The sequence below is a fragment of the Thermomonospora curvata DSM 43183 genome (assembly GCF_000024385.1).
Lineage (GTDB): Bacteria > Actinomycetota > Actinomycetes > Streptosporangiales > Streptosporangiaceae > Thermomonospora > Thermomonospora curvata.
The window spans coordinates 3,302,311-3,326,107 of the sequence record NC_013510.1; the positions used below are offsets into that span (position 1 = coordinate 3,302,311).

Annotated in this window: 19 protein-coding genes; 4 read left to right on the forward strand and 15 right to left on the reverse strand. The window is 72.2% G+C overall.

The annotated features are described in order from the left end of the window. Positions 1 to 5: 5 nt before the first annotated feature. The 5 genes from TCUR_RS13965 to TCUR_RS25025 form a co-directional block, all read right to left on the reverse strand. Entirely contained in the window at positions 6 to 914 is a 909-nt protein-coding gene (locus tag TCUR_RS13965) for a ParA family protein (protein WP_012853162.1), read from the reverse strand. Positions 915 to 1,035: 121 nt separating this feature from the next. Beyond that, entirely contained in the window at positions 1,036 to 1,980 is a 945-nt protein-coding gene (locus tag TCUR_RS13970; protein WP_012853163.1) for a tyrosine recombinase, read from the reverse strand. A gap of 202 nt (positions 1,981 to 2,182) precedes the next feature. Continuing rightward, positions 2,183 to 2,815 (reverse strand): NUDIX domain-containing protein, encoded by a 633-nt coding sequence (locus TCUR_RS13975; RefSeq protein ID WP_012853164.1) that lies wholly within the window; start codon positions 2,813 to 2,815, stop codon positions 2,183 to 2,185. Next, a complete protein-coding gene (locus TCUR_RS13980) occupies positions 2,812 to 4,491 on the reverse strand; it encodes a CTP synthase (protein ID WP_012853165.1) in 1,680 nt (559 codons plus the stop codon). Before TCUR_RS13980 ends, TCUR_RS13975 begins: the two co-directional genes overlap by 4 nt. A 238-nt stretch (positions 4,492 to 4,729) precedes the next feature. Next, on the reverse strand, positions 4,730 to 6,367 hold the full coding sequence (locus tag TCUR_RS25025; RefSeq protein WP_052305512.1) for a coiled-coil domain-containing protein: 1,638 nt from the start codon (positions 6,365 to 6,367) through the stop codon (positions 4,730 to 4,732). 129 nt (positions 6,368 to 6,496) lie between these two features. Here TCUR_RS25025 and pip point away from each other — a divergent pair, with 129 nt between their 5' ends. From pip to TCUR_RS14010, 4 genes are all read left to right on the forward strand, one after another. Beyond that, positions 6,497 to 7,462 carry a prolyl aminopeptidase gene (pip, locus tag TCUR_RS13995; RefSeq protein ID WP_012853167.1) on the forward strand — a complete coding sequence of 322 codons (966 nt, stop codon included), beginning with the start codon at positions 6,497 to 6,499 and terminating at the stop codon, positions 7,460 to 7,462. Positions 7,463 to 7,749: 287 nt separating this feature from the next. After that, positions 7,750 to 8,916: a thiolase family protein gene (locus TCUR_RS14000; RefSeq protein WP_012853168.1), complete on the forward strand. Its 1,167-nt coding sequence runs from the start codon at positions 7,750 to 7,752 to the stop codon at positions 8,914 to 8,916. 2 nt (positions 8,917 to 8,918) lie between these two features. Then, positions 8,919 to 9,317, forward strand: a complete 399-nt coding sequence (locus TCUR_RS14005; protein WP_012853169.1) for a Zn-ribbon domain-containing OB-fold protein — start codon at positions 8,919 to 8,921, stop codon at positions 9,315 to 9,317. A 150-nt stretch (positions 9,318 to 9,467) separates the two neighbouring features. Beyond that, positions 9,468 to 10,619: an NAD(P)H-dependent flavin oxidoreductase gene (locus tag TCUR_RS14010; protein WP_012853170.1), complete on the forward strand. Its 1,152-nt coding sequence runs from the start codon at positions 9,468 to 9,470 to the stop codon at positions 10,617 to 10,619. 24 nt (positions 10,620 to 10,643) lie between these two features. On the opposite strand, the gene TCUR_RS14015 is transcribed toward TCUR_RS14010, so the two are convergent. The 10 genes from TCUR_RS14015 to TCUR_RS14060 all read right to left on the reverse strand — a co-directional run bounded on the left by TCUR_RS14015 (position 10,644) and on the right by TCUR_RS14060 (position 23,783). After that, positions 10,644 to 11,705, reverse strand: coding sequence for an SGNH/GDSL hydrolase family protein (locus TCUR_RS14015; RefSeq protein WP_012853171.1), 1,062 nt, complete (start codon positions 11,703 to 11,705; stop codon positions 10,644 to 10,646). Between the two features lie 674 nt (positions 11,706 to 12,379). After that, a complete protein-coding gene (locus tag TCUR_RS14020) occupies positions 12,380 to 12,733 on the reverse strand; it encodes an STAS domain-containing protein (protein ID WP_012853172.1) in 354 nt (117 codons plus the stop codon). A 342-nt stretch (positions 12,734 to 13,075) separates the two neighbouring features. Beyond that, complete coding sequence (locus TCUR_RS14025; protein WP_052305679.1) at positions 13,076 to 13,555, reverse strand: GNAT family N-acetyltransferase; 480 nt, start codon at positions 13,553 to 13,555, stop codon at positions 13,076 to 13,078. Between the two features lie 194 nt (positions 13,556 to 13,749). Beyond that, the gene (uvrB, locus tag TCUR_RS14030; protein WP_012853174.1) at positions 13,750 to 15,864 is read right to left on the reverse strand and encodes an excinuclease ABC subunit UvrB; all 2,115 of its coding nucleotides are present in this window, start codon (positions 15,862 to 15,864) and stop codon (positions 13,750 to 13,752) included. A 164-nt stretch (positions 15,865 to 16,028) separates the two neighbouring features. Beyond that, positions 16,029 to 17,138, reverse strand: coding sequence for a sensor histidine kinase (locus TCUR_RS14035; protein ID WP_012853175.1), 1,110 nt, complete (start codon positions 17,136 to 17,138; stop codon positions 16,029 to 16,031). Between the two features lie 124 nt (positions 17,139 to 17,262). Further along, positions 17,263 to 17,865: a dephospho-CoA kinase gene (gene coaE, locus TCUR_RS14040; protein ID WP_012853176.1), complete on the reverse strand. Its 603-nt coding sequence runs from the start codon at positions 17,863 to 17,865 to the stop codon at positions 17,263 to 17,265. Between the two features lie 54 nt (positions 17,866 to 17,919). Continuing rightward, positions 17,920 to 18,405: a GNAT family N-acetyltransferase gene (locus tag TCUR_RS14045; protein ID WP_012853177.1), complete on the reverse strand. Its 486-nt coding sequence runs from the start codon at positions 18,403 to 18,405 to the stop codon at positions 17,920 to 17,922. Between the two features lie 46 nt (positions 18,406 to 18,451). Further along, on the reverse strand, positions 18,452 to 20,386 hold the full coding sequence (locus TCUR_RS14050) for an endonuclease/exonuclease/phosphatase family protein (protein WP_012853178.1): 1,935 nt from the start codon (positions 20,384 to 20,386) through the stop codon (positions 18,452 to 18,454). A gap of 550 nt (positions 20,387 to 20,936) precedes the next feature. Continuing rightward, positions 20,937 to 22,400 (reverse strand): 30S ribosomal protein S1, encoded by a 1,464-nt coding sequence (rpsA, locus tag TCUR_RS14055; RefSeq protein WP_012853179.1) that lies wholly within the window; start codon positions 22,398 to 22,400, stop codon positions 20,937 to 20,939. A 267-nt stretch (positions 22,401 to 22,667) separates the two neighbouring features. Next, positions 22,668 to 23,783, reverse strand: coding sequence for a polysaccharide deacetylase family protein (locus TCUR_RS14060; protein ID WP_012853180.1), 1,116 nt, complete (start codon positions 23,781 to 23,783; stop codon positions 22,668 to 22,670). Positions 23,784 to 23,797 lie beyond the last annotated feature (14 nt).

Below are 23,797 nucleotides of genomic sequence, written 5' to 3' on the forward strand. Positions count from 1 at the left end.
GGGGATCAACCGGTCTCGGCCCACCTCGCCAGGACCTCCTTGGCCAGTTCCCGGTAGGCGTTGGCGCCCATGGACGTGGGATCGAAGTAGGTGATCGGCTCCCCGGCCACCGTGGCGTCGGGGAAGCGCACCGTCCGGTTGATCACGGTGTGGAACACCCGGTCGCCGAAGGCCTGCACGATCCGCTCCAGCACCTCGCGGGTGTGCAGGGTGCGCGAGTCGTACATGGTGCCGAGCACACCGTCGATCTTCAGCTCCGGGTTGATCCGGGCCTGCACCTTCTCGATCGTCTCCATCAGCAGCGCCACGCCCCGCATGGCGAAGTACTCGCACTCCAGCGGGATCAGCACGCCATGGCTGGCGGCCAGCGCGTTGACCGTCAGCAGCCCCAGCGACGGCTGGCAGTCGATGAGGATGTAGTCGTACTCGGGGACGGCCGGCTTGAGCGCCCCGGACAGGATGTACTCGCGGCCGACCTCGTGGACGAGCTGGACCTCGGCCCCCGACAGGTCGATGTTGCTGGGCAGCAGGTCCATGTTCTCAAAGCCGGTGTCGAGGACGACCTCCTCCCAGCTGACGTTGTCCTCCAGCAGCAGGTTGTGGACCGTCAGCTCCAGCTGGCGGGGGTCGCCCTTGCCGAGGCCGACCGACAGCGCGCCCTGGGGGTCGAAGTCGACCAGCAGCACCCGGCGGCCCACCTCGGCCAGCGCGGCGCCCAGATTGATGGTGGTGGTGGTCTTGCCGACCCCGCCCTTTTGGTTGCAGATCGACACGATGCGCGCCGGCCCGTGCTCGGTCAGCGGCTCGGGCTCGGGGAACACGGGCAGGGGCCGCCCTGTCGGCCCGAGGGCCTGACGAGGATCGGTCAGGGCGACCGGGAGCTCGGTCCCGGCTGCCTCCGGCGTACTGGTCACGGCTTTAACCTTCCCGGCGGCCTGGTTACCGTCCAAAACGGGGACTTTAGGGGTACGGCGCGCGGCGGCTCAAGCCGACGCGCGCCGGGGGAATCGATTGAAGCGCAGATTGCGCGCGCTTTCACACCTCGGCGCGCGCCCGGGGATGTGCCATGGCGTGCACCTCGGTGAGCAGCCCTTGAGTGACCAGAGCGTACATTCGCCCGCCCCGGCCCTGCTCGGCGGAGACATTGCCGAGCAGCTGGTGGACCACCCCGGCGTCGGCACCGCCGTCCAGCAGGTGGGTGGCGAAGGAGTGCCGCAGGGTGTGCGGGGACACCCCCACCAGTCTGGCCCGCTGCGCGGCGGCGCGCAGCACCATCCAGGCGCCCTGCCGCGACAGCCGCCCGCCGCGGGCGTTCAGGAACAACGCAGCCCCTGCGGTCCCGTCCTTGGCCAGGTGCGGACGGGCCTGCCGCAGGTACGCCTCCACGGCCCGCCTGGCGTGCTCGCCGACCGGCACCCGGCGGACGCGGCCGCCTTTTCCGGTCAGGCGGATCAGACCGGCCTTCAGGTCCAGGTCGTCCACATCCAGCGCGACCGCTTCGGAGATGCGCGCCCCCGACCCGTACAGCAGCTCCAGCAGGGCCCGGTCGCGCAGCCCGCGCGGGGTGCCCTCGGAGGCGGCGGCCGCCAGCAGCCGTTCCACCTCGGCGACGGAGATCGCCTTGGGCCGGCGCTTGGGAGAGGCCGGCGGCCGGACGCCGGCGGCCGGGTCGGCGGCGGCCAGTCCCTCCCGCACGGCGAAGCGGTGCAGGCCGCGCACGGCCGCCACCGCCCGCGCGGCCGAGCGGTCCGACAGCGGCCGGTGGGCGGCGTCGCCCTCGCGCAGGCCCGCCAGGTAGCCCAGCACGTCGGCCTCGGTCACCTCGCCGATGGCGCACCGGCCCCGCTCGCGCAGCGCCTGCGCATACCGGCGCAGGTCGCGCCGGTAGGAGCTGAGGGTGTTGGCGGCCAGGCCGCGGTCTGCGGCCAGGTGCGCCAGGTAGCGGCTCACGGCCGTCTCCAACGCGGACTCAGCCGCCACGCACAGCACTCCCGTCCACCCGCCGATAGTCCGACCCGCCCCATGATGCCGGTTCCGGGACGGTTGTGCGCGCAGGCCGTGCCGATCGGCGCGTTTCACCGCGCCGTCCCGCAGGTCGAGCCGATGCCGTGCCCCGGAGCGATGCGGTGCCGGACGCGTTTTGCGCCCCGCCTGCGGCCCCGGGCCGGCTGGTGGAAAAGACTCACTCCTCGGGGGCGTCGGCGGGACGCAGGCAGCGGTAGCCGGCGGCGCGGGCGGCGCGGGCGGCCAAGATCCCGATCACCGCGAGCTGGTTGTGGATGTGCCCCTCCAGCACCTTGGCCACCGCCTCCTCCAGCGGCACCCACGCCACCGGCATGTCGGCCTCCTCGTGCACCCGCTGGAAGCCGATCTGCTCGGCGGGCACCTCGCTGACGTCGCGGGCCAGGAAGATCCGGGACCGCTCGGTGGAGATGCCGGGCGAGACGAGCACGTCGGCCAGGGTGTGCCAGCGTTCGGCGCGGTGCCCGGCCTCCTCCAGCAGCTCCCGGGCGGCCAGGTCGCGCAGCGGCTCGCCGGGCACGTCCCGCAGCCCGGCGGGCAGCTCCCACAGCAGGCGCCCGGCGGGGTGGCGGTACTGGCGGATCAGCAGTACCCGCTCGGCCTCATCGAGGGCGACCACGGCCACCGAGCCGGGGTGGACCACCACTTCCCTGGTGACGACCTCCACGCCCGAGGCGCCCGGCATCTTCACCTGGTCGCTGCGCACATGCACCAGCCGTCCGGCATAGGAGGTGGCGCTGGCGACCACCTCCCAGCGTTCGGGCCGGTCGCGGACCTCCTCGGCACCGCTCATGAGGTGGTGACGGCGCCGGAACGGCGGGCCGCGCCGTACTTGATGGCCGCCGCGATCAGCCCGGAGAACAGCGGGTGCGGCCGGGTGGGACGGGAGCGGAACTCCGGGTGCGCCTGGGTGCCCACGAAGAACGGGTGCACTTCGCGGGGCAGCTCGACGTACTCCACCAGGCGGCCGTCGGGGGACAGGCCGCTGAAGCGCAGCCCGGCCTTCTCCAGCTGCTCGCGGTAGCGGTTGTTGACCTCGTAGCGGTGGCGGTGCCGCTCGGAGGCGCGGGACGCCCCGTACAGCTCCCGGACCAGGGAGCCCTCGGCCAGGTCGGCCGGGTACAGGCCCAGCCGCATGGTGCCGCCCATGTCCCGGTCGCCGGAGACCACATCGACCTGGTCGGCCATGGTGGCGATCACCGGGTGCGGGGTGTCGTCGCTGAACTCGCTGCTGCCGGCGTCGGTGAGGCCGGCCAGCGAGCGGGCCGCCTCGATCACCATGCACTGCAGGCCCAGGCAGATGCCCAGCAGCGGGATGCCGTTCTCGCGGGCGTGGCGGACCGCGCCGATCTTGCCTTCGATGCCGCGCACCCCGAACCCGCCGGGGATCAGCACCCCGTCCACGCCCTCCAGCATCCGCTGCGCGCCCTCAGGGGTGGCGCACTCGTCGCTTTTGACCCAGCGGATGTTGACCCGGGCGTCGTTGTCGAACCCGCCGTGCCGCAGCGCCTCGGTGACCGAAAGGTAGGCGTCGGGCAGGTCGATGTACTTGCCGACCAGGGCGATGGTGACCTCGTGGACCGGCAGGTGGACCCGGCGCAGCAGCTCGTCCCAGGCGCTCCAGTCCACGTCGCGGAACGGCAGGCCCAGCCGGCGCACCACGTAGGCGTCCAGGCCCTCGGCGTGCAGCACCTTGGGGATGTCGTAGATGCTGGCGGCGTCCACCGCCGAGACCACCGCCTCGCGGTCCACGTCGCACATCATGCTGATCTTCTGCTTGAGGCCGTCGCTGATCGGCCGGTCCGAGCGGCACACGATCGCGTCCGGCTGGATGCCGATGCTGCGCAGCGCGGCCACCGAGTGCTGGGTGGGCTTGGTCTTCAGCTCCCCGGACGGGCCGATGTAGGGCAGCAGCGACACGTGCAGAAAGAAGCAGTTGTCGCGGCCGATCTCGTGGCGGATCTGCCGGACGGCCTCCAGGAACGGCAGTGACTCGATGTCGCCGACGGTGCCGCCGACCTCGGTGATGACCACGTCCACGCCGGGCTCGGCCATGCCGCGGATGCGGTCTTTGATCTCGTTGGTGATGTGCGGGATGACCTGGACGGTGTCGCCGAGGTACTCCCCGCGCCGCTCCTTGGCGATGACGTTGGAGTACACCTGGCCGGTGGTCACGTTGGCCGACCCGTGCAGGTCGGTGTCCAGGAACCGCTCGTAGTGCCCGATGTCCAGGTCGGTCTCGGCGCCGTCGTCGGTGACGAAGACCTCCCCGTGCTGGAAGGGGTTCATCGTCCCCGGGTCGACGTTGAGATAGGGGTCCAGCTTCTGCATGGTGACCTTCAGGCCACGCAGGGTCAAAAGCCGCCCGAGGCTGGATGCCGTCAGTCCCTTGCCGAGGCTGGAGGCGACACCGCCGGTGACGAAGAGATGTTTGGTAGGACGCTGGCTACCCGTGGCTGCCGATGGCAAGTAGGACGCTCCCGTGGTCGTCGCGAGGCGGGGCTTGGCCGCTTTATCCACGGGCCACCAGGATAACAGCCGGAGAACACCGAGCAGGGCGGGACGCACACGGCAAAGGCGTCCAGGCCGCGCAAACGACGGCATCGCCCCTGGTCGGACGCCGATTCGACGGTGCAAGGGGCGTGGATCACCGTGCTCGGCACCCACGGATCGGAAGGCGGGGCGCCGGCCGCCCGGCGCGGGCGGATCAGACCCGCGGAGCCGCGCTGGGCATGATGGTGCGCAGCTGCCGGGTCAGCTCGTCGACCAGGGTGCGGGCCTGGTCGGCGGCGGTGCGGGCGGCGTCCCGCTCCTGGGACATCTCCGCCAGGGCGGTGCGCTGCTCGGTGACGGCCTGGGCGAGCTGGTCGACCCACTGGTCGCGCTCGGCGAGCTTTTCGGCGATGGCGTCGCGTTCGGCGGCCAGCTGCCGCATCGCGGCCACCGCGTTGTCGCGTTCGCGCCCGGCCTGCTCGGCGCGACCGCGGGCCAGCGTGGCCTCCGAGTCGGCGCGGGCCTGGGCCTGCAGCGCCGCGTCGCGCTGCTGCTCGGCCGCGCGGACGGCCTCCAGCGCCTGCTGGCGTTCTTTCTCCAGCTCGGCGGCGCGCCGCCGCTCGGACTCGGCCTCCTTGGCCGCCGCCGCGGCGGCGTGCTGGAAGTTGGCGGCGGCCATCTCCGCCTCGCTGAGCTTGGCGCGCAGGCCGGCCAGCTCCGAGTGGGCGCTCTCCAGCGCCCGCGACAGCTCGGCGGCCTGCTCAGAGAGGCGGTCCCGTTCGGCCTCCACGGAACGGCGGGCGGCGACGGCCTCCTCCATGGCGCGGTGGGCCTCGTCGCGGGCCTCCCGCATCGAGTCGCGCTGGGCCATCATCTGGCGGGCGGTGTTCTCCGCCTCGGCCATCCGCTGCTCGGCCTGGGCACGGGCCTGTTCGGCCTGCATGCGGGCCTGTTCGGCCTGGGCGGCCTGGGCGCGGGCCTGTTCGGCCTGGGCCAGCGCCTGCTCGGCCTGGGCGCGGGACTGCTCGGCGCGGCGTTCGGCCTCGGCGGCCAGCCGTTCGGACTGTTCGGCCTGGGCCAGCGCCTGCTCGGCCTGGGCGCGGGACTGCTGCGCCTGGTTCCAGGCGGCGGCCGCATCGCGCTGGGCGGACTCCCGCTCGGCCTGCAACGCGGCGATCTGCGCGGCGGCCTCATTGGCGGCCTCGGCCATCCGCCGCTCCAGCTCGGCGACCCGCCGCTCGGCCTCACCGGCACGATGCTCGGCCTCGGCGGCGCGCCGCTCGTTCTGCTCGGCCTGGCCGCGGGCCCGCTGCACCTCCCCCCAGGCGGCGGCCGCATCGCGCTGGGCGGACTCCCGCTCGGCCTGCAACGCGGCGATCTGCGCGGCGGCCTCATTGGCGGCCTCGGCCATCCGCCGCTCCAGCTCGGCGACCCGCCGCTCGGCCTCACCGGCACGATGCTCGGCCTCGGCGGCGCGCCGTTCGGCCTCACCGGCCCGGCGGTCGGCCTGCTCGGCCTGGCCGCGGGCGCGCTGCACCTCCCCCCAGGCGGCCGCGGCGTCCCGCTGGGCGGCCTCCTTCTCCTGCTGGAGGGCGGCGGCCTCCTTGGCGGCCTCCATGACCTTGCGCTCACCGGCGGCCAGCGCGTCGCCGATGAGATCGGCCATCTGGCGCAGCCGCTCGACGATGTCCCAGGGCTGGGCGTCCCGCTGCTCGCCGGGCCGGCCGGCGGCAGCGGCCGCGGCCTGCGCCGGCACGGCGGGCTGCGGTCCTGAGTCGGGGCCGAGCACCGGCCACGGCGAGCCCAGTTCCTGCACCGGCCGCTGGCCTCCCGATCCGTTGAGGTCGCTCACACCCTGCACTCTAGTGCCGTCGGGCTCAGCGTTTGCCCTGTTTGGGTTCGAGAACCCAGATCTCAACGCGTTGTTAACAGACCATCGACGCACCGACGCGGGCCGCAAGCGGTGAGACAATCGCTGCCCATGGAGCTACGCACCCTCTACCCGCCGATCGAACCGCACGAATCCGGGATGCTGGACGTCGGCGATGGAAATCAGATCTATTGGGAGGTCTGCGGCAATCCCGACGGGAAACCGGCGGTGATGGTGCACGGCGGGCCCGGCGGAGGGTGCACCGCCGATCATCGCCGCCAGTTCGACCCTCAGGCCTACCGGATCGTGCTGTTCGACCAGCGCAACTGCGGCCGCAGCCGGCCGCACGCATCCGACCCGGCGGTCTCCCTGGAGCACAACACCACCTGGCATCTGGTCGCCGACATGGAGCGGCTGCGCGAGCACCTGGGCATCGACCGGTGGCTGGTGTTCGGCGGGTCGTGGGGCAGCGCGCTGTCCCTGGCGTACGCGCAGACGCACCCGGAGCGGGTGAGCGAGCTGGTGCTGCGCGGGGTGTTCATGCTGCGCCCCTTCGAGCTGTACTGGTTCTACCAAGAGGGCGCTTCGCTGCTGTTCCCGGACGCCTGGGAGAAGTATGTGGAGCCGATTCCCGAAGAAGAGCGGGACGACCTGATCGCCGCGTTCGGGGCGCGCCTGGAGTCGCCGGACCGCCAGGTCCGGGTGGCGGCGGCCCGCGCCTGGGCGCAGTGGGAGGCCAGGACGCTGACGCTGCGTCCCAATCCCTCGCTGGTCGAGCACTTCGGTGATCCGGACTACGCGGTGGCCTTCGCCCGCATCGAAAACCACTACTTCCGCCACGGCGGCTTCTTTGAGGAAAACCAGCTGCTGCGCGACGTGGAGCGGATCCGGCACATCCCGGCGGTGATCGTGCAGGGCCGTTACGACGTGTGCACGCCGCCGGCCACCGCCTGGGACCTGCACCGGGCCTGGCCGGAGGCGGAGTTCCACCTGGTGGACGACGCCGGGCACTCCTACGACGAGCCGGGCATCCTGCACCGCCTCATCGAGGCCACCGACCGTTTCGCCCGCAGCTGACCGACGGGCCGCGGGCGTCCCCGCCCGGCCGCAAGCGATGAGGTTCACCGCCGCCGCAAGGTGGGCGAGATCACCGAAGGCGCCCGGTGGCCGGCCCATCCGGGCGCTCCCGGATCCACCGAAGATCACGGCCGCGCCGGGCGCCGTCCCGTCCCATGCCGCGGGACGAAGCCGTTCCCGGTTCACCGGATCCGCTCCCGCCCCGCCCGCGCACGCCATATACCGAACACGATTCGGTACCGTGGGCTGCCGAGAACACACCCCGGTAGGAGGAGTGATGAGGATCCATGGGTGAGGGGGCGGCGATCGCCGGGCTCGGCATGACCGAGCTCGGCAAGGTGTACGGGCGCAGCCCGCGCCGGCTGGCCGATGAGGCCGTGCGCCGGGCGGTCGCCGACGCCGGGCTGACCCTGGCGGACCTGGACGGGCTGGTGGTCAGCCACGGCCTCGGCGGCTCCCCCGGCATCGAGCTGGCCGGCACGCTGGGGCTGCGCGACCTGCGGGTGCTGACCGTGATGCAGTCCTTCGGCGCCACCGCCGGCGCCATGGTGGCGTACGCGGCGATGTCGGTGATCAGCGGCGCCGCGTCCACCGTCGCCTGCGTGTTCGCCGACGCGCCGCTGCGGCCCAAGCAGTCCGCGGGCGCCGCCTACAAGCGCAGCGCCAAGGAGTGGTACGGCTTCGGCGGCATGACCTCCGCGCTCGGCTTCCGCGACGTCAACACCCTGTATGCGCTGGCCGCCCGGCGCCACATGGCCCGCTACGGCACCACCAGCGAGCAGCTCGGCGCGATCGCGGTCGCCACCCGGCAGTGGGCCACCATGAACCCGCTGGCGCAGATGCGCGAGCCCATCACGCTGGAAGATCACCAGAACTCCCGCTGGGTGGCCGAGCCGCTGCACCTGCTGGACTGCTGCCTGGTCTCCAACGGCGCCATCGCCGTCGTGGTGACCGGCGCCGACCGAGCCGCCGACCTGGCGCGTCCCCCCGTGCACATCTGGGGCTGGGGCCAGGGCCACCCGGTGCACCGCATGGAACGCGACAGTGATTTCGGCCTCACCACCGGCGCGGCGATCTCCGGGCCCATCGCCATGAAGATGGCCGGGGTCACCCCCCAGGACATCGACATCTGCCAGCTGTACGACTGCTACACCTACACCGTCCTGGTCTCCTTGGAGGACTACGGCTTCTGCGCCAAGGGCGAGGGCGGCGCGTTCGTGGAGTCGGGGGTGCTGGGTCCCGGCGGCGCGCTGCCCACCAACACCGGCGGCGGGCAGCTGTCGGCCTACTACATGTGGGGCATGACCCCGCTGTCGGAGGCGGTCATCCAGGCCCGCGGGGACGGCGGCGAGCGCCAGGTCGCCAAGAACGATGTGATCTTGGTCAGCGGCAACGGCGGCATCCTGGAGCACCACTCCACGCTGATCGTCAGCCCGCACCGGAAGGGAGCCTGACCATGGACGTGGGAATCCTGCGCAAGGACGGCCGCACCGACCCGTTCTTCGACGCCGCCGCCGAGGACAGGCTGCTGATCAAGCGGTGCGAGCCGTGCGACCGCTGGCTGACCCCCGACCAGACCGGCTGCGCCGAGTGCGGCGGCAACGAGCTGAGCTGGGCCGAGGCCAGTGGTGAGGCGACCTTGGTGAGCTGGACGACGCTGCACGGCCGCCCCGCCGAGGACGGCACCACCCCGCCGCCGGTGCATCTGGCGCTGGTGGAGCTGGCCGAGGGCCCCTGGCTGCACGGCCGGCTGACCGAGGTGGACCCCGCCGCCCTGCGCGAAGGGCTCCCCCTGCGGGCCGTCTTCGTGCACCCCGAAGAGGGCGAGTCCTACCTGCTGTTCCGTCCCGCCTGAGCGGAAGGGGCGCCCCGTCCCGCGACCGCACGGCCCGTGCCCGGCCCGGCACGGGCCGTTCCCATGTCCGGGCCCGGCCGCCCGGGAGTGTGCGGGCTCACGACCTGCGCCGACTGGACCGAATGACATTCGGTCCAGTAGCGTCAAGCCATGCGTACCGAGGTCTGCGAGATGTTCGGCATCGAGTTCCCGCTGCTGGCCTTCAGTCACTGCCGCGACGTGGTCGCGGCGGTCACCAACGCCGGCGGGATGGGAGTGCTCGGCGCCGTCGCCTATTCCCCCGAGCGGCTCGAAGAGGAGCTGCGCTGGATCGACCGGCAGGTCGGCGGCCGGCCCTACGGGGTGGATGTGCTGGTGCCGGCCAAGCTCGACCTCAAAAACGGCGACAAGTCCGGCGAGTCCGGCGGCGGGCTGGCCGCCATGCTCGCCGCGGTGCCCGAGGAGCACTGGAACTTCCTGCGCGACCTGTTCGCCCGCTACCAGGTCCCGCTGCCGGACTTCGAGGCCGCCCGCCGCTCCAAGGCCAAGGGCGTCGGCGAGCAGGTCACCGAGAAGGGCGCCACCGACCTCATCGAGGTCGCCCTCTCCCACCCCATCCGGCTGATCGCCAGCGCGCTGGGCACCCCGCCGCCGCGCATGGTGGAGGCGGCCAAGTCCGCCGGCGTCCCGGTCGCCGCCCTGGTCGGCACCGTCGAGCACGCCCGCCGCCAGGTGGCCGCCGGAGTGGACCTCATCGTCGCCCAGGGCACCGAGGCCGGCGGGCACACCGGCGAGATCTCCACCATGGTGCTGGTCCCCGAGGTGGTGGACGCCGTCGCCCCGGTGCCGGTGCTGGCCGCCGGCGGCATCGCCACCGGACGCCAGATGGCCGCCGCGATGGCGCTGGGCGCCTCCGGGGTGTGGTGCGGCTCGGTGTGGCTGACCACCGAGGAGGCCGAGACCCCGCCGCACGTCAAGGAGAAGATGCTGGCCGCCACCTCCCGCGACACCATCCGCTCCCGCTCGCGCACCGGCAAGCCCGCCCGGCAGCTCCGCTCGGCCTGGACCGACGCCTGGGAGGGCCCCGACAGCCCCGGCCCGCTGGGCATGCCGACGCAGATGGTGCTGGCCGAAGGCGCCATGCGGCAGATCAACAAGGTCGCCGAGAGCGGCCACCCCGGGGCCCGGGAACTGGCCAACTACTTCGTCGGGCAGTGCGTGGGGCTGATGAACACCGTCCGCCCCGCCCGCCAGGTCGTCTACGACATGATGCAGGAGTTCGCCGAGGCCCTCGAACGCCTCAACGCCCTGTCGAGCGAGTGACGGCCCCGCCCCGGCCGTCCCGTCTCACCGGTACTGGTGGAGGGGACGGCCGGGGCCGGCCTTGATCTGCTGGCTGACCAGGGCGGCCAGGGCCCGGTAGCCGCCCGCGGTGGGATGGAAGCTGGCGGGCTCGGCCGCCAGCGCCGCCAGATCGACCTTCAGCCCGTTGACATAGGGGTCGGGGGTGCCGACCTCATGCCCGGCGAAAGCGCTGTAGGCGTCGATGAACTCCACGCTGCCGGCTCCCCCGCTCGCGGCGATCTGGTGGTCGCGGTCGGCCGCCACCTGCCGGATGACCTCGTTGAGGGCCCGGGCCTGGGAGTTGAGCCACTGCTGGTCGCCGATGCTCAAATTGTCGCCGGCGGCCCCCTCGGTCTCGGCGAACAGACGCGGATAGCCCAGCACGATCACCCGGGCGCGCGGGGCGCGCTCGGTGATCGCGTCCAGCACCTCGGCCAGGGAAAGGCGCAGCGCCGCCAGCCGGTCGGCGATCTCACCGCCCTGGTCCCGGCAGGCCCGGCTCCACGGCACCCGGATCACGCAGCCCGCCAGCACCCGGGAGAACCCCGCGTCGTTGCCGCCCACGCTGATGGTCACCAGGCTGGTGCCGGCGTTGACCCGCTCGATCTGCGGCGGCTCCCCCGCCTTGCCCTTGAGCACGTGCTGGGTGGTGGCGCCGCTGCACGCCCACAGCGCGCTCCCGCCGGCGAAGCGGAACTCCTTGGCGATCGTGTGGTAGTAGGCCTGCGAGGTGCGGCGGCACCGATTGGTCGGCGCCCGGTCGGCCGCCGTGGCGTAGGCGCCCTCCCCCGCCGAGTAGGAGTCGCCGAGCGCCACATAGGAACCCCAGGTGGCGGCCTCCACGGGAGTGAGCGGGCGGGGCGTGGCGGTGCGGGCGGGCTCGGCCGCCGACGGCTGCGGCGCCGGGCGGCGGCAGCCGAGGCCGAAGACCTCGCAGCGCACCGCCGGCAGCGCCACCAGCGGGCCGATGGCCAGCAAGACCAACGCCAGCAGCGCCGCAAGAGCCGTTCCCCGTTCACCCAACCGGCGGCGCAGGCCGCGCAGCCACGTTCCCGGGCCGGTCATGCCCCTCCTCTTCTCACCGTTCGCATGAGGAGAGACGCCTGTTCAACATCACCGGTTCCCGGCTTTACGTTGTAGATCACAAGTGGTGATCCGGGCGGAAGCCGTCCGCGCCCACGTCATACGCCCCCGAGAGTCGCACGAGGACGCCCGGAGGGCCGCACAGGTCGCACCTCCCTGCCCCCCCTTCTACCAGGGGCGGTGTGCACCCCGGCAGAGTGCGGCCCCAGGCGCCAAGGAGGCGGGAGCCCTGAGGGCCACCCAAATCCGCAGCACCTCCGTCCCCGGCGCCGCGCATCCGTCCCGGCCTGCGGGCGCGGCATTCTGAAAAAGATTCAGTTCCAGCGGCCACGAACTGACCTTCTGACCGATCTGACTGAAATCGTCAGATCGGCGTCTCACCTTGGTTCAAGAGCGTCCCTTGCGACACGCTTCCACCGGGAGCGAGAGCACGCGGGCACCGCCGGGGACGTTGCCGCGATCTAGGACGATGCCCGGCATCGCCGGGCTTTCTGTCCCCGGCGCCGAGGCCACGTACGGAAAAGCGCAGCCGCCAAGGACGGCCCGAGGCGTTCCACCTGGGCCTCCACGGCGTTCCCCGGCCGTCATATCCCGCGCACGGGCACGAAAAAGCCCTCGGCGAGCCCGGCGCCGGGCTCGCCGAGGGCGAAGGGCGATCAGGTGGGGGCGAGCTTGCGGATGCGGAACGAGCCCGCCATGCCGGTGATCTCCATGATGCGCAGCACGTTCGGCGGCACCGCGGCCAATGTCAGCGTGACCCCTTCGAGTTCGGAGGCCAGTTGCGCCTGGGCCAGCACTCGCAGTCCGTCGGAGCCGAAGAAGCCGATCTCGCGCAGGTCCACGACCACCTGACGCACCCGCTGTTCGCCGATCAGGGACAGCAGGGCCTGTCGCAGATGGTCCTCGGTGCTCAGGTCGACATCTCCTGAGACATAGACCACTGCGCGATCCCCGTGCCGCAGCACGGTGGTCGCGAAGTCGTCCTCCCGATGCACCGTCATGCTCGTCATACGACCCACCGTCCGCATCGCTGTTTCGAACTGCTTAGTCGATCCTCAAGCAGTGACCCGCTCGACACACCACTTGATATGTATCAATTCCCCCCAATGCCCTTGACCTCAACGCCCCCAACCCCAAGCTCACGCCATATATCTCTTAAAAAGGTAAAGTCGGATATGCTTGCCGCCGGCCCTCGCCCCTAGTGTTTTCCGGACTTCCGGAAAAAGATCTTCTCTTCGCGACGGAGGAGTGATCTTTTACTCGGTGACCGGCGCCGCCAAGCGACGGCAACGGCAGGGAATTCGCGTGCCGGGCTCCGGCGAAGCGGCCGCCACCCGAAAACCGGCAGGCCGTCAGCGGCCGCCCCGCCGCCACATGACCGTCCGGGGTCCCAGGGCGTGCAACCCGGCGTCGATCTCGGCCTGCCAGTGCGCCCGCAGCCGGGGTCCCCATCGGTCGCCGGGCAGCTCGGTGAAACCGTGCCGGGCATACCACGGCCCGTTCCACGGCACCGTGCGGAAGGTGATCAGCGTCAGCGGGCCGGCGGCCTGCGCGATGACCCGTTCCAGCAGCAGCCCGCCGATCCCGCGGCCGGTGAACTCGGCGGCCACGGCGATCTGCTCCAGATGGGGGTGCCCGTCCAGTTCGATGACCGCGGCGAAGGCGATGGGCGGTTCCCCGGCGACCAGCACCCGGGCGTCCGCTCCGATCTCCTCGATCACCGTGGGCCCGGGCGGGAAGACGATGCCCAGGCGCTGAAAGAGCGTATCGGCGCTGCGTTCGATCTCCGGAAGCAGCGCCAGCTCCTCTTCGCGGGCCGTCCGCACCGTCATCTCCGCCTGCACGTCCCGAGGGCGCGCCCGCGGCGCTCCGTCAGGGGCCGGCGGGCTTTTCTCCGCCCGCCGCTCCCGCAGATCGCCCACGGGGGCGCCGCAGTCGGGCACGGTGCCGTGACCTGCAGCCTCATGCCCCCGGGCACCGCCCGGGTCGCCGTCCCGGCCCGGTGAGACCTCCTGCTGGGAAAGGCTCAGTGGACGCCGGCCTCCTTCATGTCGCGCAGCTCGCGCTTGAGCTCTTTGATCTCATCGCGCAGCCGGGCGGCCAGCTCGAACTGCAGATCCGCGGCGGCCTGGTGCATCTGCTCGGTCATCTGCTCGATGAGCGACTCCAGCTCCTCCCGGGGACGCTCGCCGACCAGGTCGGCGGCGTGACGGCCGGCCTGGCGGGTGCGGGGGGCCAGGCCGGGCACGGGGGCCTTGCCGCGGCTGAGCCGGCGTCCGTCCCCCAGCAGGGTCTGGGTGTCGGCGTCCTCGCGGACCAGGGAGTCGAGGATGTCGGCGATGCGCTTGCGCAGCGCCTTGGGCTCGATGCCGTGCTCGGCGTTGTAGGCCTGCTGCTTGGCGCGGCGCCGGTTGGTCTCCTCGATGGCGCGGGCCATGGACGGGGTGATCTGGTCGGCGTACATGTGGACCTGGCCGGAGACGTGGCGGGCGGCCCGGCCGATGGTCTGGATCAGGGAGGTCTCCGAGCGCAGGAAGCCCTCCTTGTCGGCGTCCAGGATGGCCACCAGCGACACCTCCGGCAGGTCCAGGCCCTCGCGCAGCAGGTTGATGCCGACCAGCACGTCGAACTCGCCGCTGCGCAGCTCCCGCAGCAGCTCGATGCGCCGCAGCGTGTCGACCTCGCTGTGCAGGTAACGGACTCGGATGCCCAGCTCCAGCAGGTAGTCGGTGAGGTCCTCGGCCATCTTCTTGGTGAGCGTGGTGACCAGCACCCGCTCGTCCCGCTCGGCGCGCAGCCGGATCTCGTGGACCAGGTCGTCGATCTGCCCCTTGGTGGGCTTGACCACGATCTCCGGATCCACCAGCCCGGTGGGCCGGATGACCTGCTCGACCACGTCCCCGCCGACCCGGCTCAGCTCATACGGCCCCGGGGTGGCCGACAGGTAGACGGTCTGGCCGATGCGCTCGCAGAACTCCTCCCACTTCAGCGGGCGGTTGTCCAGCGCCGACGGCAGCCGGAAACCGTGCTCGACCAGCATCCGCTTGCGGGAGGCGTCCCCTTCGTACATGGCGCCGATCTGCGGGACGGTCTGGTGCGACTCGTCGATGACCAGCAGGAAGTCCTCGGGGAAGTAGTCCAGCAGGGTGTGCGGCGGGCTGCCGGGCTCGCGGCCGTCGATGTGGCGGGAGTAGTTCTCGATGCCGGAGCAGGTGCCGACCTGCCGCATCATCTCGATGTCGTGGGTGGTGCGCATGCGCAGCCGCTGCGCCTCCAGCAGCTTGCCCTGGGCCTCCAGCTCGGCCAGCCGCTCGGCCAGCTCGGCCTCGATCCCGGCGATCGCGCGTTCCATCCGCTCCGGGCCGGCCACGTAGTGGGAGGCGGGGAAGATGTGCACCTCGTCGCTGTCGCCGAGCACCTCCCCGTTGAGCGGGTGCAGCGTGGCCAGCCGCTCGATCTCGTCGCCGAACATCTCGATCCGGACGGCGAGCTCCTCGTACTGCGGGATGATCTCCACGGTGTCGCCGCGGACCCGGAAGGTGCCCCGGGTGAAGGCCACGTCGTTGCGGGTGTAGTGCATGTCGACCAGCTTGCGCAGCAGCGCGTCCCGGTCGATCTCCATGCCGACGCGCAGCGTCACCATGCGGTCGACGTACTCCTGCGGGGTGCCCAGGCCGTAGATGCAGGAGACCGAGGCGACCACCACGGTGTCGCGGCGGGTCAGCAGCGAGTTGGTGGCCGAGTGCCGCAGCCGCTCGACCTCCTCGTTGATGGAGGAGTCCTTTTCGATGTAGGTGTCGGTCTGGGGGACGTAGGCCTCGGGCTGGTAGTAGTCGTAGTACGACACGAAGTACTCGACGGCGTTGTGCGGCAGCATCTGGCGCAGCTCGTTGGCGAACTGGGCGGCCAGCGTCTTGTTCGGCTGCATCACCAGCGTCGGCCGCTGCAGCCGCTCGATCAGCCAGGCCACCGTGGCGGTCTTGCCGGTGCCGGTGGCGCCCAGCAGCACCACGTCGCGGTCGCCGCGCCGGATCCGCGCCTCCAGTTCGGCGATGGCCTGCGGCTGGTCGCCCGAGGGCGTCATGTCCGTGACGACCTTGAAGGGCGCGTCCTTGCGCTGCAGATCGGTGACAGGCCGCACGTCGTTCCTCCCTGGTCCCGTTCCTGCGGGGACGGCCCCCGGCCCCCCGTGCGCGAGCCGAACGGGCGGGGGACGGCTCGCGCCCACGTGCCCCACTGTACGCAGCCGGTGTGACGTTTCCGTCCACTTCCGCCCATGGGGGGCGGCCGGCGGGACGGCGGCCTTCAGGAGACGGCGGGCAGCGGGATGCGGGCGTGGACGGCGAACCCCCCTCCCGGCCGCGGCCCGGCCTCCAGGGAGCCGCCCAGCGCGGTGACCCGCTCCCGCAGCCCCACCAGGCCGTTGCCGCCGCCGGGCAGGGCGTGGCCGGGCTCGTCGCCCGGCTCGTTCTCCACCGCCATCTCGATGACGTCCGGCATCTGCCGGATCCGCACGCAGGTGTCGGCGCCGCCGGCGTGCTTGTGGACGTTGGTGAGCGCCTCCTGGAGCACCCGGTAGGCGGTGCGGGCCACCTCCGGCGGCAGCGTCCCGTCCTCGATCTCCGTGGTCAGGCTGACCTTCAGCCCGGCCGCCCCGGACTGGTCCACCAGCCGGCGGAAGTCCTCCAGGGTGGGCGTGGGCTGCGGGCCGCTGGTCTCTCCCAGCCGCAGCACCCCGATCACCTGGCGCAGCTCCTCCAGCGCCTGCCGGCCCATGTCTGCGATGACGGCGGCGGTCTCGGCGGCGCGCTCGGGGTCGCGGGCGGCGATCGCCTTCAGCGCCGAGGCGTGCACCACCATGACGCTGACCCGGTTGGCCACCACATCGTGCATCTCCCGGGCGATGCGGGCGCGTTCCTCCACCCGGGCGCGCTCGGCCAGCAGGGTCCGTTCGCGTTCCAGCCGCCGGGTGCGTTCCTGCAGCGAGGCGATGAGCTGCTTGCGGGTGCCCATGTACAGGCCCAGCAGCACCGGCGGCGCGACGAAGACGGCGGCGACGGCCAGGCGCAGCCACAGCGGCTCCTCATGCCGCAGCCCCGGCTCCGGCTGCAGGGTGAACGCCGCGATCGCCGCCGCCGCAAGGCAGATCACGGCCCGCCGGGAGGAGGCGTAGGCGCCCAGCGAGTACAGCGCGATGAGGCCGGAGACGGCGCCCGCCCCGGTGAGCGCCCCGGCGGCGACCACGACGCCGGCCAGGGCGACCGGGCGGCGGCGGCGCACCACCAGGGCCAGGCCGAGCAGGACGGCCGCGGCGAGCGCCGCCCAGCGGGGAGTCCAGGAGGTGTTCAGCCCGGCGGCCTGCATCAGCGCCGCATCGATGACCGCGGAACCGATCGCCAGTGAGACGTCCAGCATCCGTGATCTTCTCTTCGGCTCCATCGCCGTCCCCGGACCCCTGAACATGAAGCGACCCTAAGCGAACCAAGACCCGATATATCTCATTCCGGGGCCTCCCGGCACCTGTTTTTCGGCGGCCGGTTCAGGACGCCGCGGCCCGCTCGGTCAGCTCCGCCCACAGCGCCTCGACCCGCTCCTCCAGCTCCTGCAGCGTCCCGGAGTTGTCGATGACGTGGTCGGCGACCGCCAGCCGCTGCTCCCGGGAGGCCTGCGCCGCGATCCGCGCCCGGGCGTCGGACTCGCTCATGCCGCGCCGGGTGGTGAGCCGCTCGATCTGGGTCTGCACCGGCACGTCCACCACCACGACCACGTCGTACATCTCCGCCAGGCCGTTTTCCACCAGCAGCGGGACGTCATAGACCACGATGGCGTCCCGGGGGGCGGCCGACACGAGCTCCTCCATGCGCTGCCCCACCAGGGGGTGGACGATCGCGTTGAGGGCGGCGCGGCGCTCGGCGTCGGCGAACACGATCGAACCGACCTTCTCCCGGTCCATGGAGCCGTCCGGCAGCAGCACTTCCTCGCCGAACTCGGCCACCACGGCGGCCAGGCCCGGGGTGCCCGGCGCCACCACCTCACGGGCGATCTTGTCGGCGTCGATGATGAGCGCGCCACGGGCCGCCAGCCGCGCCGACACCTCGCTTTTGCCGGAACCGATTCCACCGGTCAATCCCACTCGCAACACGGCCCGAGCCTAGCCGGTGCCCTCCCCTTCGCCCCGGATCGGGGTGCATCGGGCTCAAGCGGGCGGTGGGAGCGGTTTGCGCAGGTGAACGAACGTCAGGTGGGCGGCGACCCGTTCCCGGCGCCCCTCGCGGTAGCCCAGCCTCCGCCCCAGCCGCAGGTTGCCCTCGCTGAGATGCCCGGTGACCAGCACGCACTCGTCGGCCCGGCCGGCGGCCCGCTCCTCCACCGCGCCGATGAGCCGGCGGCCGATGCCGCGGCCCTGCACGTCCGGGGCCACCGCCAGCCGGCCGATCAGGCAGGTGCGGCCGCTGAAACGGGCGCGCACCGCCCCCACCAGGCGAGTCCCCAGCATCGCCTTCAGCGCCAGCCCGTCGCCGCGCAGCGCCTCGCGCACCTGCCGGCAGGTCTCCACCAGCGGCGGCAGGAACGGGTCGCCGTACAGCTGCGCCTCCGCCAGGTAGGCGGCCCGCTGCACGGTGAGGATCTCCCCGGCGTCCTGCTCGGTGGCCGGCAGGATGCGCACCTGCCGGGCGTCCATCGCCGCGTCCCCTCCCGCCGGCCGTCCCGTGCTCACCGGCGGCCGGTCACTGCCCGATCCGGACGGTCACCGCCACCGGATAGTGGTCGGAGGTCTTGGACGGGTGCACCCCGTGGTCGGAGAAGACCAGGTCGTCGGTGCCGAGAATCCAGTCGACCTTCTTGCCGGCGGGGGTGGTGGGCGCGTAGTCGCCCAGCGCCGAGGCGCGCAGCCCGGTGCCGTCCAGGAAACGGCTCATCTCCGCGCTGCCGGGCTCGCTGTTCATGTCGCCGCCGATGATCGTGCGGGGGGCGCCGCCCCAGGCGCGCAGCAGCGCCGCGATCTCCCGCTGCCGGGCCGCGGCCCGATCGGCACCGCCGTCCAGGTGCGTGGACCACACGTAGACGGGCCGGCCGCCGACGTCCAGGCGGGCCCACACGTAGCCGCGGATCTGGGACCAGTCGCCCTTGGGCATGCGGGCGCTGCCCGACGACAGCACCCGGCGGGAGGTCAAGATGGCGTTGCCGAACTGCCCGTCGGCGGCCGGACCCCAGATCAGGTGCATGCCGAGCCGGCGCGACAGCCACACGCCCACATCGGTGGTGCCCGACACCAGGGAGCCGCGCCCGACCTCCTGCAGCAGCACCACATCGGCGCGCTGCCGCTCGATGACGGCGGCCAGCGCGTCCAAGTCCAGCTTCCCCGCGGCGTTGACGCCGTGGTGGATGTTGTAGGTCAGCACCCGCAGCCTGGCGGGGTCGGCGGCCCGCGGCTCGGCCTTGGGGTTGGTGACGGTGAACAGCAGCGTGCCCGCCAGCAGCACCAACGCCGCGGCCCCGCCGACCAGCGCCCGCAGCGGCGCCCGCGCCGGCAGCGGCCCGCCGCGGGCGGCGGCGATGGCGGCCAGCGCGCCCAGCCCGATGCCGGCCAGGCCGGGCAGCACGTTGTTGGGGAACGGCAGCGCCCCGACCGCGCTGAGCTGGTAGGGCAGCAGCACCGCCGCGATGAGGAACCCGCCGAGCGCCGCGCCGACGTCGATCCGCCACACCGGGCCGCCCTGCCCGGCGCGGCGCAGCGGGGCGCGGCAGGCCACCGCCAGCAGCCAGGCCGCCAGCACCTGGCCGCAGATCACGATGCCGACGACGACCGTCCCGGAGATCGCATAGGCCCCGGCGACGGCGCCGACGCCCACGCCCAGCACCGTCCCGCCCAGCACGCACACCCCGCCGGGCACCGCCCGCACCGCCAGCCCGGAGGCCAGGAACGCCAGCGCCAGGCCCTGGCCGGTGGCCACGGCCAGGTGCGCGACGGTCAGCGACTGCCAGCCGGAGGAGGCCACGAACGCCGGGCTGGACAGCACCAGGATCTGCAGCGCCAAAAACGGCCCGAAGGCCGCCGCGCCCAGGGCGTCCCGCCAGGAGATGCCGGGCGCGGCCACCGGGCCCGAGCGCAGCTCGCGGGCCAGGGCGGCGCCGCCCAGGCCGACCACCAGCAGGCACAGCGCCCACTCGGCGAGGCCGGAGCGCCACACCGGGTCCCAGGTGCCGAACGCCATGCGCAGCGTGGTGTCGGCGCCGAGCCCGGCCACCGTGGCGGTGGCGAACCCCACCCCCGACAGGCCCCGCGCCGCCTCATACAGCGCCACCACGGCGATCATGCCGATGGCGGTGCCGAGCAGCGCCAGCCACAGCTGCGGGGACAGCAGCTGCGCCAGCAGCCGCACCGCCAGCAGCCCGCCGACGCCGGTCAGCAGCAGCCCGGCCGGGCCGGTCGCGGCGCGCAGCGCCGGGGCGGCCATGCCGGCCAGGAAGACCGCCGAGATCACGGCGACGGCGGCCGCGTTGCCGAGCGAGCCGGCCAGATGGTCGAACTGCGGTGCCGACAGGCGCAGGACCTGGGCGAGCACCGCGACCGTGATCGCGATCAGCGTCAGCCGCGCCGGTCCTTGGGGGACGATCGCCGGCGCGTCCTGGTGCCTGGTTCCAGGATGGGTGGTGGTCACGTGACGTCGCTTCCTGACTGCGGGAGGTTCGGCGGGGTCGTGCCTGCTCCGGCCACGAAAGCCGCAGGAAAAAACGACCACGGCCGGAGAGCGGCCCCAGCGTGAGGACCGTCGTCCGGCCATGGTCATTATGTCATCGCACACCGACCGGCGATCGACCGACACGGCCCCTCGCCTGGCGGGGTTTTCCAGAAATGTGCATTCGGTGCGGCCGTCAAAAGACGCCGTCTTCGCACCGGCTCCGCTCAGCCGGCGAGCACCGGTCCGGGACGTTCTCTCGGGCCGCGGCACCCCCGTGGCGGCGTCGCCCTCGGCTCCCGGCGGGCCGGCGGCACCGCCGGGGCGGTGGTCACCGCCTCCCGCACCGGCCGCACGACCGCGATGCCGCCCGGTCCGCGCCTCCCGGGGCGGCGGAGCAACGCCGATGCCTGGGGGCGGTGGGCGGCGACGTCCGCCACGGGGGCGAGAACGCGGTGTCCCCGGCCTTGGGGCCGGGGACACAGGCGTCGTGGTTCACGCCGCGGCGGTCAAAGCGCCGCGGCGGCGGAGGTCACTGACCGCCCGACAGCTTCTCGCGGAGCGCGGCCAGGGCCTCGTCGGAGGCCAGGGCGCCGCCGGAGTCGGCCTCGCCGCCGGAGTAGGAGGTGTCGCCCTCCAGGGCGCCGGCGGCCTCGGCCTCGGCCCGGCGGGCCTCCTCGATCTGGCGGCGGTGGGCCTCGTAGCGCTGGCGGGCCTCGGCGTACTGCCGCTCCCAGGCCTCGCGCTGCTCCTCGTAACCGGGCAGCCACTCGCCGGTCTCCGGGTCGAAGCCCTCGGGGTACTTGTAGTTGCCGTGCTCGTCGTACTCGGCCGGCATGCCGTAGAGGGTCGGGTCGAAGTTCTCCTCGTCGACACCGAGGGCGGTCTCGTTGGCCTGCTTGAGCGACAGGCTGATGCGGCGCCGGTCCAGGTCGATGTCGATGATCTTGACGAAGATCTCGTCGCCGACCTGCACGACCTGCTCGGGGATCTCCACGTGGCGCTCGGCCAGCTCGGAGATGTGCACCAGGCCCTCGATGCCCTCCTCGACGCGGACGAACGCGCCGAACGGCACCAGCTTGGTGACCCGGCCCGGCACGACCTGGCCGATCTGGTGGGTGCGGGCGAACTGCTGCCAGGGGTCCTCCTGGGTCGCCTTCAGCGACAGCGACACCCGCTCGCGCTCCATGTCGACGTCGAGGACCTCGACGGTGACCTCCTGGCCCACCTCGACGACCTCGGAGGGGTGGTCGATGTGCTTCCAGGACAGCTCGGAGACGTGCACCAGGCCGTCCACGCCGCCCAGGTCGACGAACGCACCGAAGTTGACGATGGAGGAGACCACGCCCTTGCGGACCTGGCCCTTCTGCAGGGTGTTGAGGAAGGTCTGGCGGACCTCGCTTTGGGTCTGCTCCAGCCAGGCGCGCCGAGACAGCACCACGTTGTTGCGGTTCTTGTCCAGCTCGATGATCTTGGCTTCGAGCTCGCGGCCGACGTACGGCTGCAGGTCGCGCACGCGGCGCATCTCCACCAGCGAGGCGGGCAGGAAGCCGCGCAGGCCGATGTCGAGGATCAGGCCGCCCTTGACGACTTCGATGACCGTCCCGGTGACGATCCCGTCCTCTTCCTTGATTTTCTCGATCGTGCCCCAGGCGCGCTCGTACTGGGCGCGCTTCTTGGACAGGATCAGCCGGCCCTCCTTGTCCTCCTTCTGCAGGACAAGGGCCTCGACGTGGTCGCCGACCTTGACGACCTCATGGGGGTCGACGTCGTGCTTGATCGACAGCTCCCGGGAGGGGATGACCCCCTCGGTCTTGTAGCCGATGTCGAGCAAGACCTCGTCTCGGTCGACCTTGACGACAGTGCCCTCGACAATGTCGCCGTCGTTGAAGTACTTGATCGTTTCGTCGATCGCGGCGAGGAACTCCTCTGCCGAGCCAATGTCGTTGACCGCTACCTGAGGAGTGGTGGTCGAGGTGTCGGTGCTGCTCGTCATGTGTGGGCTGGCTCCGGATACGGACATGAATCGTTCGTCTGTGCAGCGCAGAGGGCCCTTTTTCGTCCCTGCCAAAACCGGAGACGGCGGAGGTCCGCCTGAAATACCGATGTCGACCTGACCGAGCGCGAGCCTGCTCTGTCTGAAGCACGCGCAGGCCCACAGCGCAGCGATCAGCATATGGGACGCAGCCACGACGGTCAATCGTGGGATACGGCCCTGCGCGCGGGCGACAGACCCCCCCTCTAGCAAGATTTGTAGGCCAGTCTAGTAGGACCGGCCGTATCTACGATACCGGGCTGCCAAATCCGGGGTTTTACCTTCCGGGAAGGCCACCGTGCCCGGGTCACCGTCGGAGACGTACCGCTCGTCGGGGTTGTCGGCCAGCCAGTCCAGCCAGGCCTGCGAGCAGTAGCGACGGCAATCGTTTTCCGCGATTTTACCTTCGGAGCGGATCCGCATGATCGCGTCGGGGTCGAAGTCGGCATGGAAGGGCGATAGTGACGGCCGCCACCCCGCCAGGAAGATTCCCCGGAAAGAGTAGCTTCCCGGCTTGGAACGCGCCCATGACGTCTTGCGGGGCCGGGCGCCGAACGGGTAGGCCAGCGTGGCGGAGGGAGCGCCGGTGAGCGCCGTGATCTTCGCCTCGACCTCGCCGATCTCCCGCTGGACCCCCTCCTTCGGCAGCCGCGACAGATCGGCGTGGCTGAGGGTGTGGTTGCCGATCTCGAACCCGTGCTCCACCAGCCAGCGCATCCCTTCGGGCGCCCGCTCCCCCAGTCCGAACGGGTCGTCGTTGACGTAGAAGGTGGCCACCGGCCGAAAGTGCGGGTACCGCCGGGCCACCTCCAGCAGGACGCCGACCGCGGTGTCCGGCTTGGGGACGCCCTGCTCGTCCAAGGCGAAGTGGGTGGGGGATCCGTCGTCGAAGGTCAGCACCACCGGGTGCCGCCCGGCCGGCACGTCGATCCACCCCCGGGCGAACTCGGCGGCGGTGATGGGCACATACCCCTCCTCCGCCAGCCGGGTCAGCTCCTTGCGGAACTCACCGAGAGTGCGGTCCAGCGAGGTGGTCTCCTTGGCGACGATCCGGTGATACATGATCACCGGGATCTGTCCCAGCTCGTTGGCGCGCACCTGCCGCGCGGTGGCCGAGGCCGGCCCGATGGTGGGCTCGGGGGCGGCGGGCTCCGGTGTGGCGGCGGTCCGCGCCGCCTGCTGCGGCCGCCCGCTCCCCGCCGGGGAGACGGCCGGCGCCGAGGAGCCGGGCGCACCCGCCGTCCTCCCTTCGGCGGCGCCCTGTCCTCCGGCGTCCGGGGCGATCAGCCCCACGATCACCGCCAAGACGATCACTACACCGGCGAGCTTGTGCAGGGGTGGCACGGCCCTCCCGTCGA

Excerpts from the sequence above, each read along its gene's own strand:
- TCUR_RS14035 (WP_012853175.1), bottom strand. The coding sequence starts at position 17,138 with ATGCTGGACGTCTCACTGGCGATCGGTTCCGCGGTCATCGATGCGGCG.
- TCUR_RS14045 (WP_012853177.1), bottom strand. The coding sequence starts at position 18,405 with ATGGACGCCCGGCAGGTGCGCATCCTGCCGGCCACCGAGCAGGACGCC.
- rpsA (WP_012853179.1), bottom strand. The coding sequence starts at position 22,400 with ATGACGAGCAGCACCGACACCTCGACCACCACTCCTCAGGTAGCGGTC.
- TCUR_RS14020 (WP_012853172.1), bottom strand. The coding sequence starts at position 12,733 with ATGACGAGCATGACGGTGCATCGGGAGGACGACTTCGCGACCACCGTG.
- TCUR_RS14025 (WP_052305679.1), bottom strand. The coding sequence starts at position 13,555 with ATGACGGTGCGGACGGCCCGCGAAGAGGAGCTGGCGCTGCTTCCGGAG.
- TCUR_RS14005 (WP_012853169.1), top strand. The coding sequence starts at position 8,919 with ATGGACGTGGGAATCCTGCGCAAGGACGGCCGCACCGACCCGTTCTTC.
- TCUR_RS14015 (WP_012853171.1), bottom strand. The coding sequence starts at position 11,705 with ATGACCGGCCCGGGAACGTGGCTGCGCGGCCTGCGCCGCCGGTTGGGT.
- TCUR_RS14000 (WP_012853168.1), top strand. The coding sequence starts at position 7,750 with ATGGGTGAGGGGGCGGCGATCGCCGGGCTCGGCATGACCGAGCTCGGC.
- pip (WP_012853167.1), top strand. The coding sequence starts at position 6,497 with ATGGAGCTACGCACCCTCTACCCGCCGATCGAACCGCACGAATCCGGG.
- TCUR_RS13975 (WP_012853164.1), bottom strand. The coding sequence starts at position 2,815 with ATGAGCGGTGCCGAGGAGGTCCGCGACCGGCCCGAACGCTGGGAGGTG.
- TCUR_RS14010 (WP_012853170.1), top strand. The coding sequence starts at position 9,468 with ATGCGTACCGAGGTCTGCGAGATGTTCGGCATCGAGTTCCCGCTGCTG.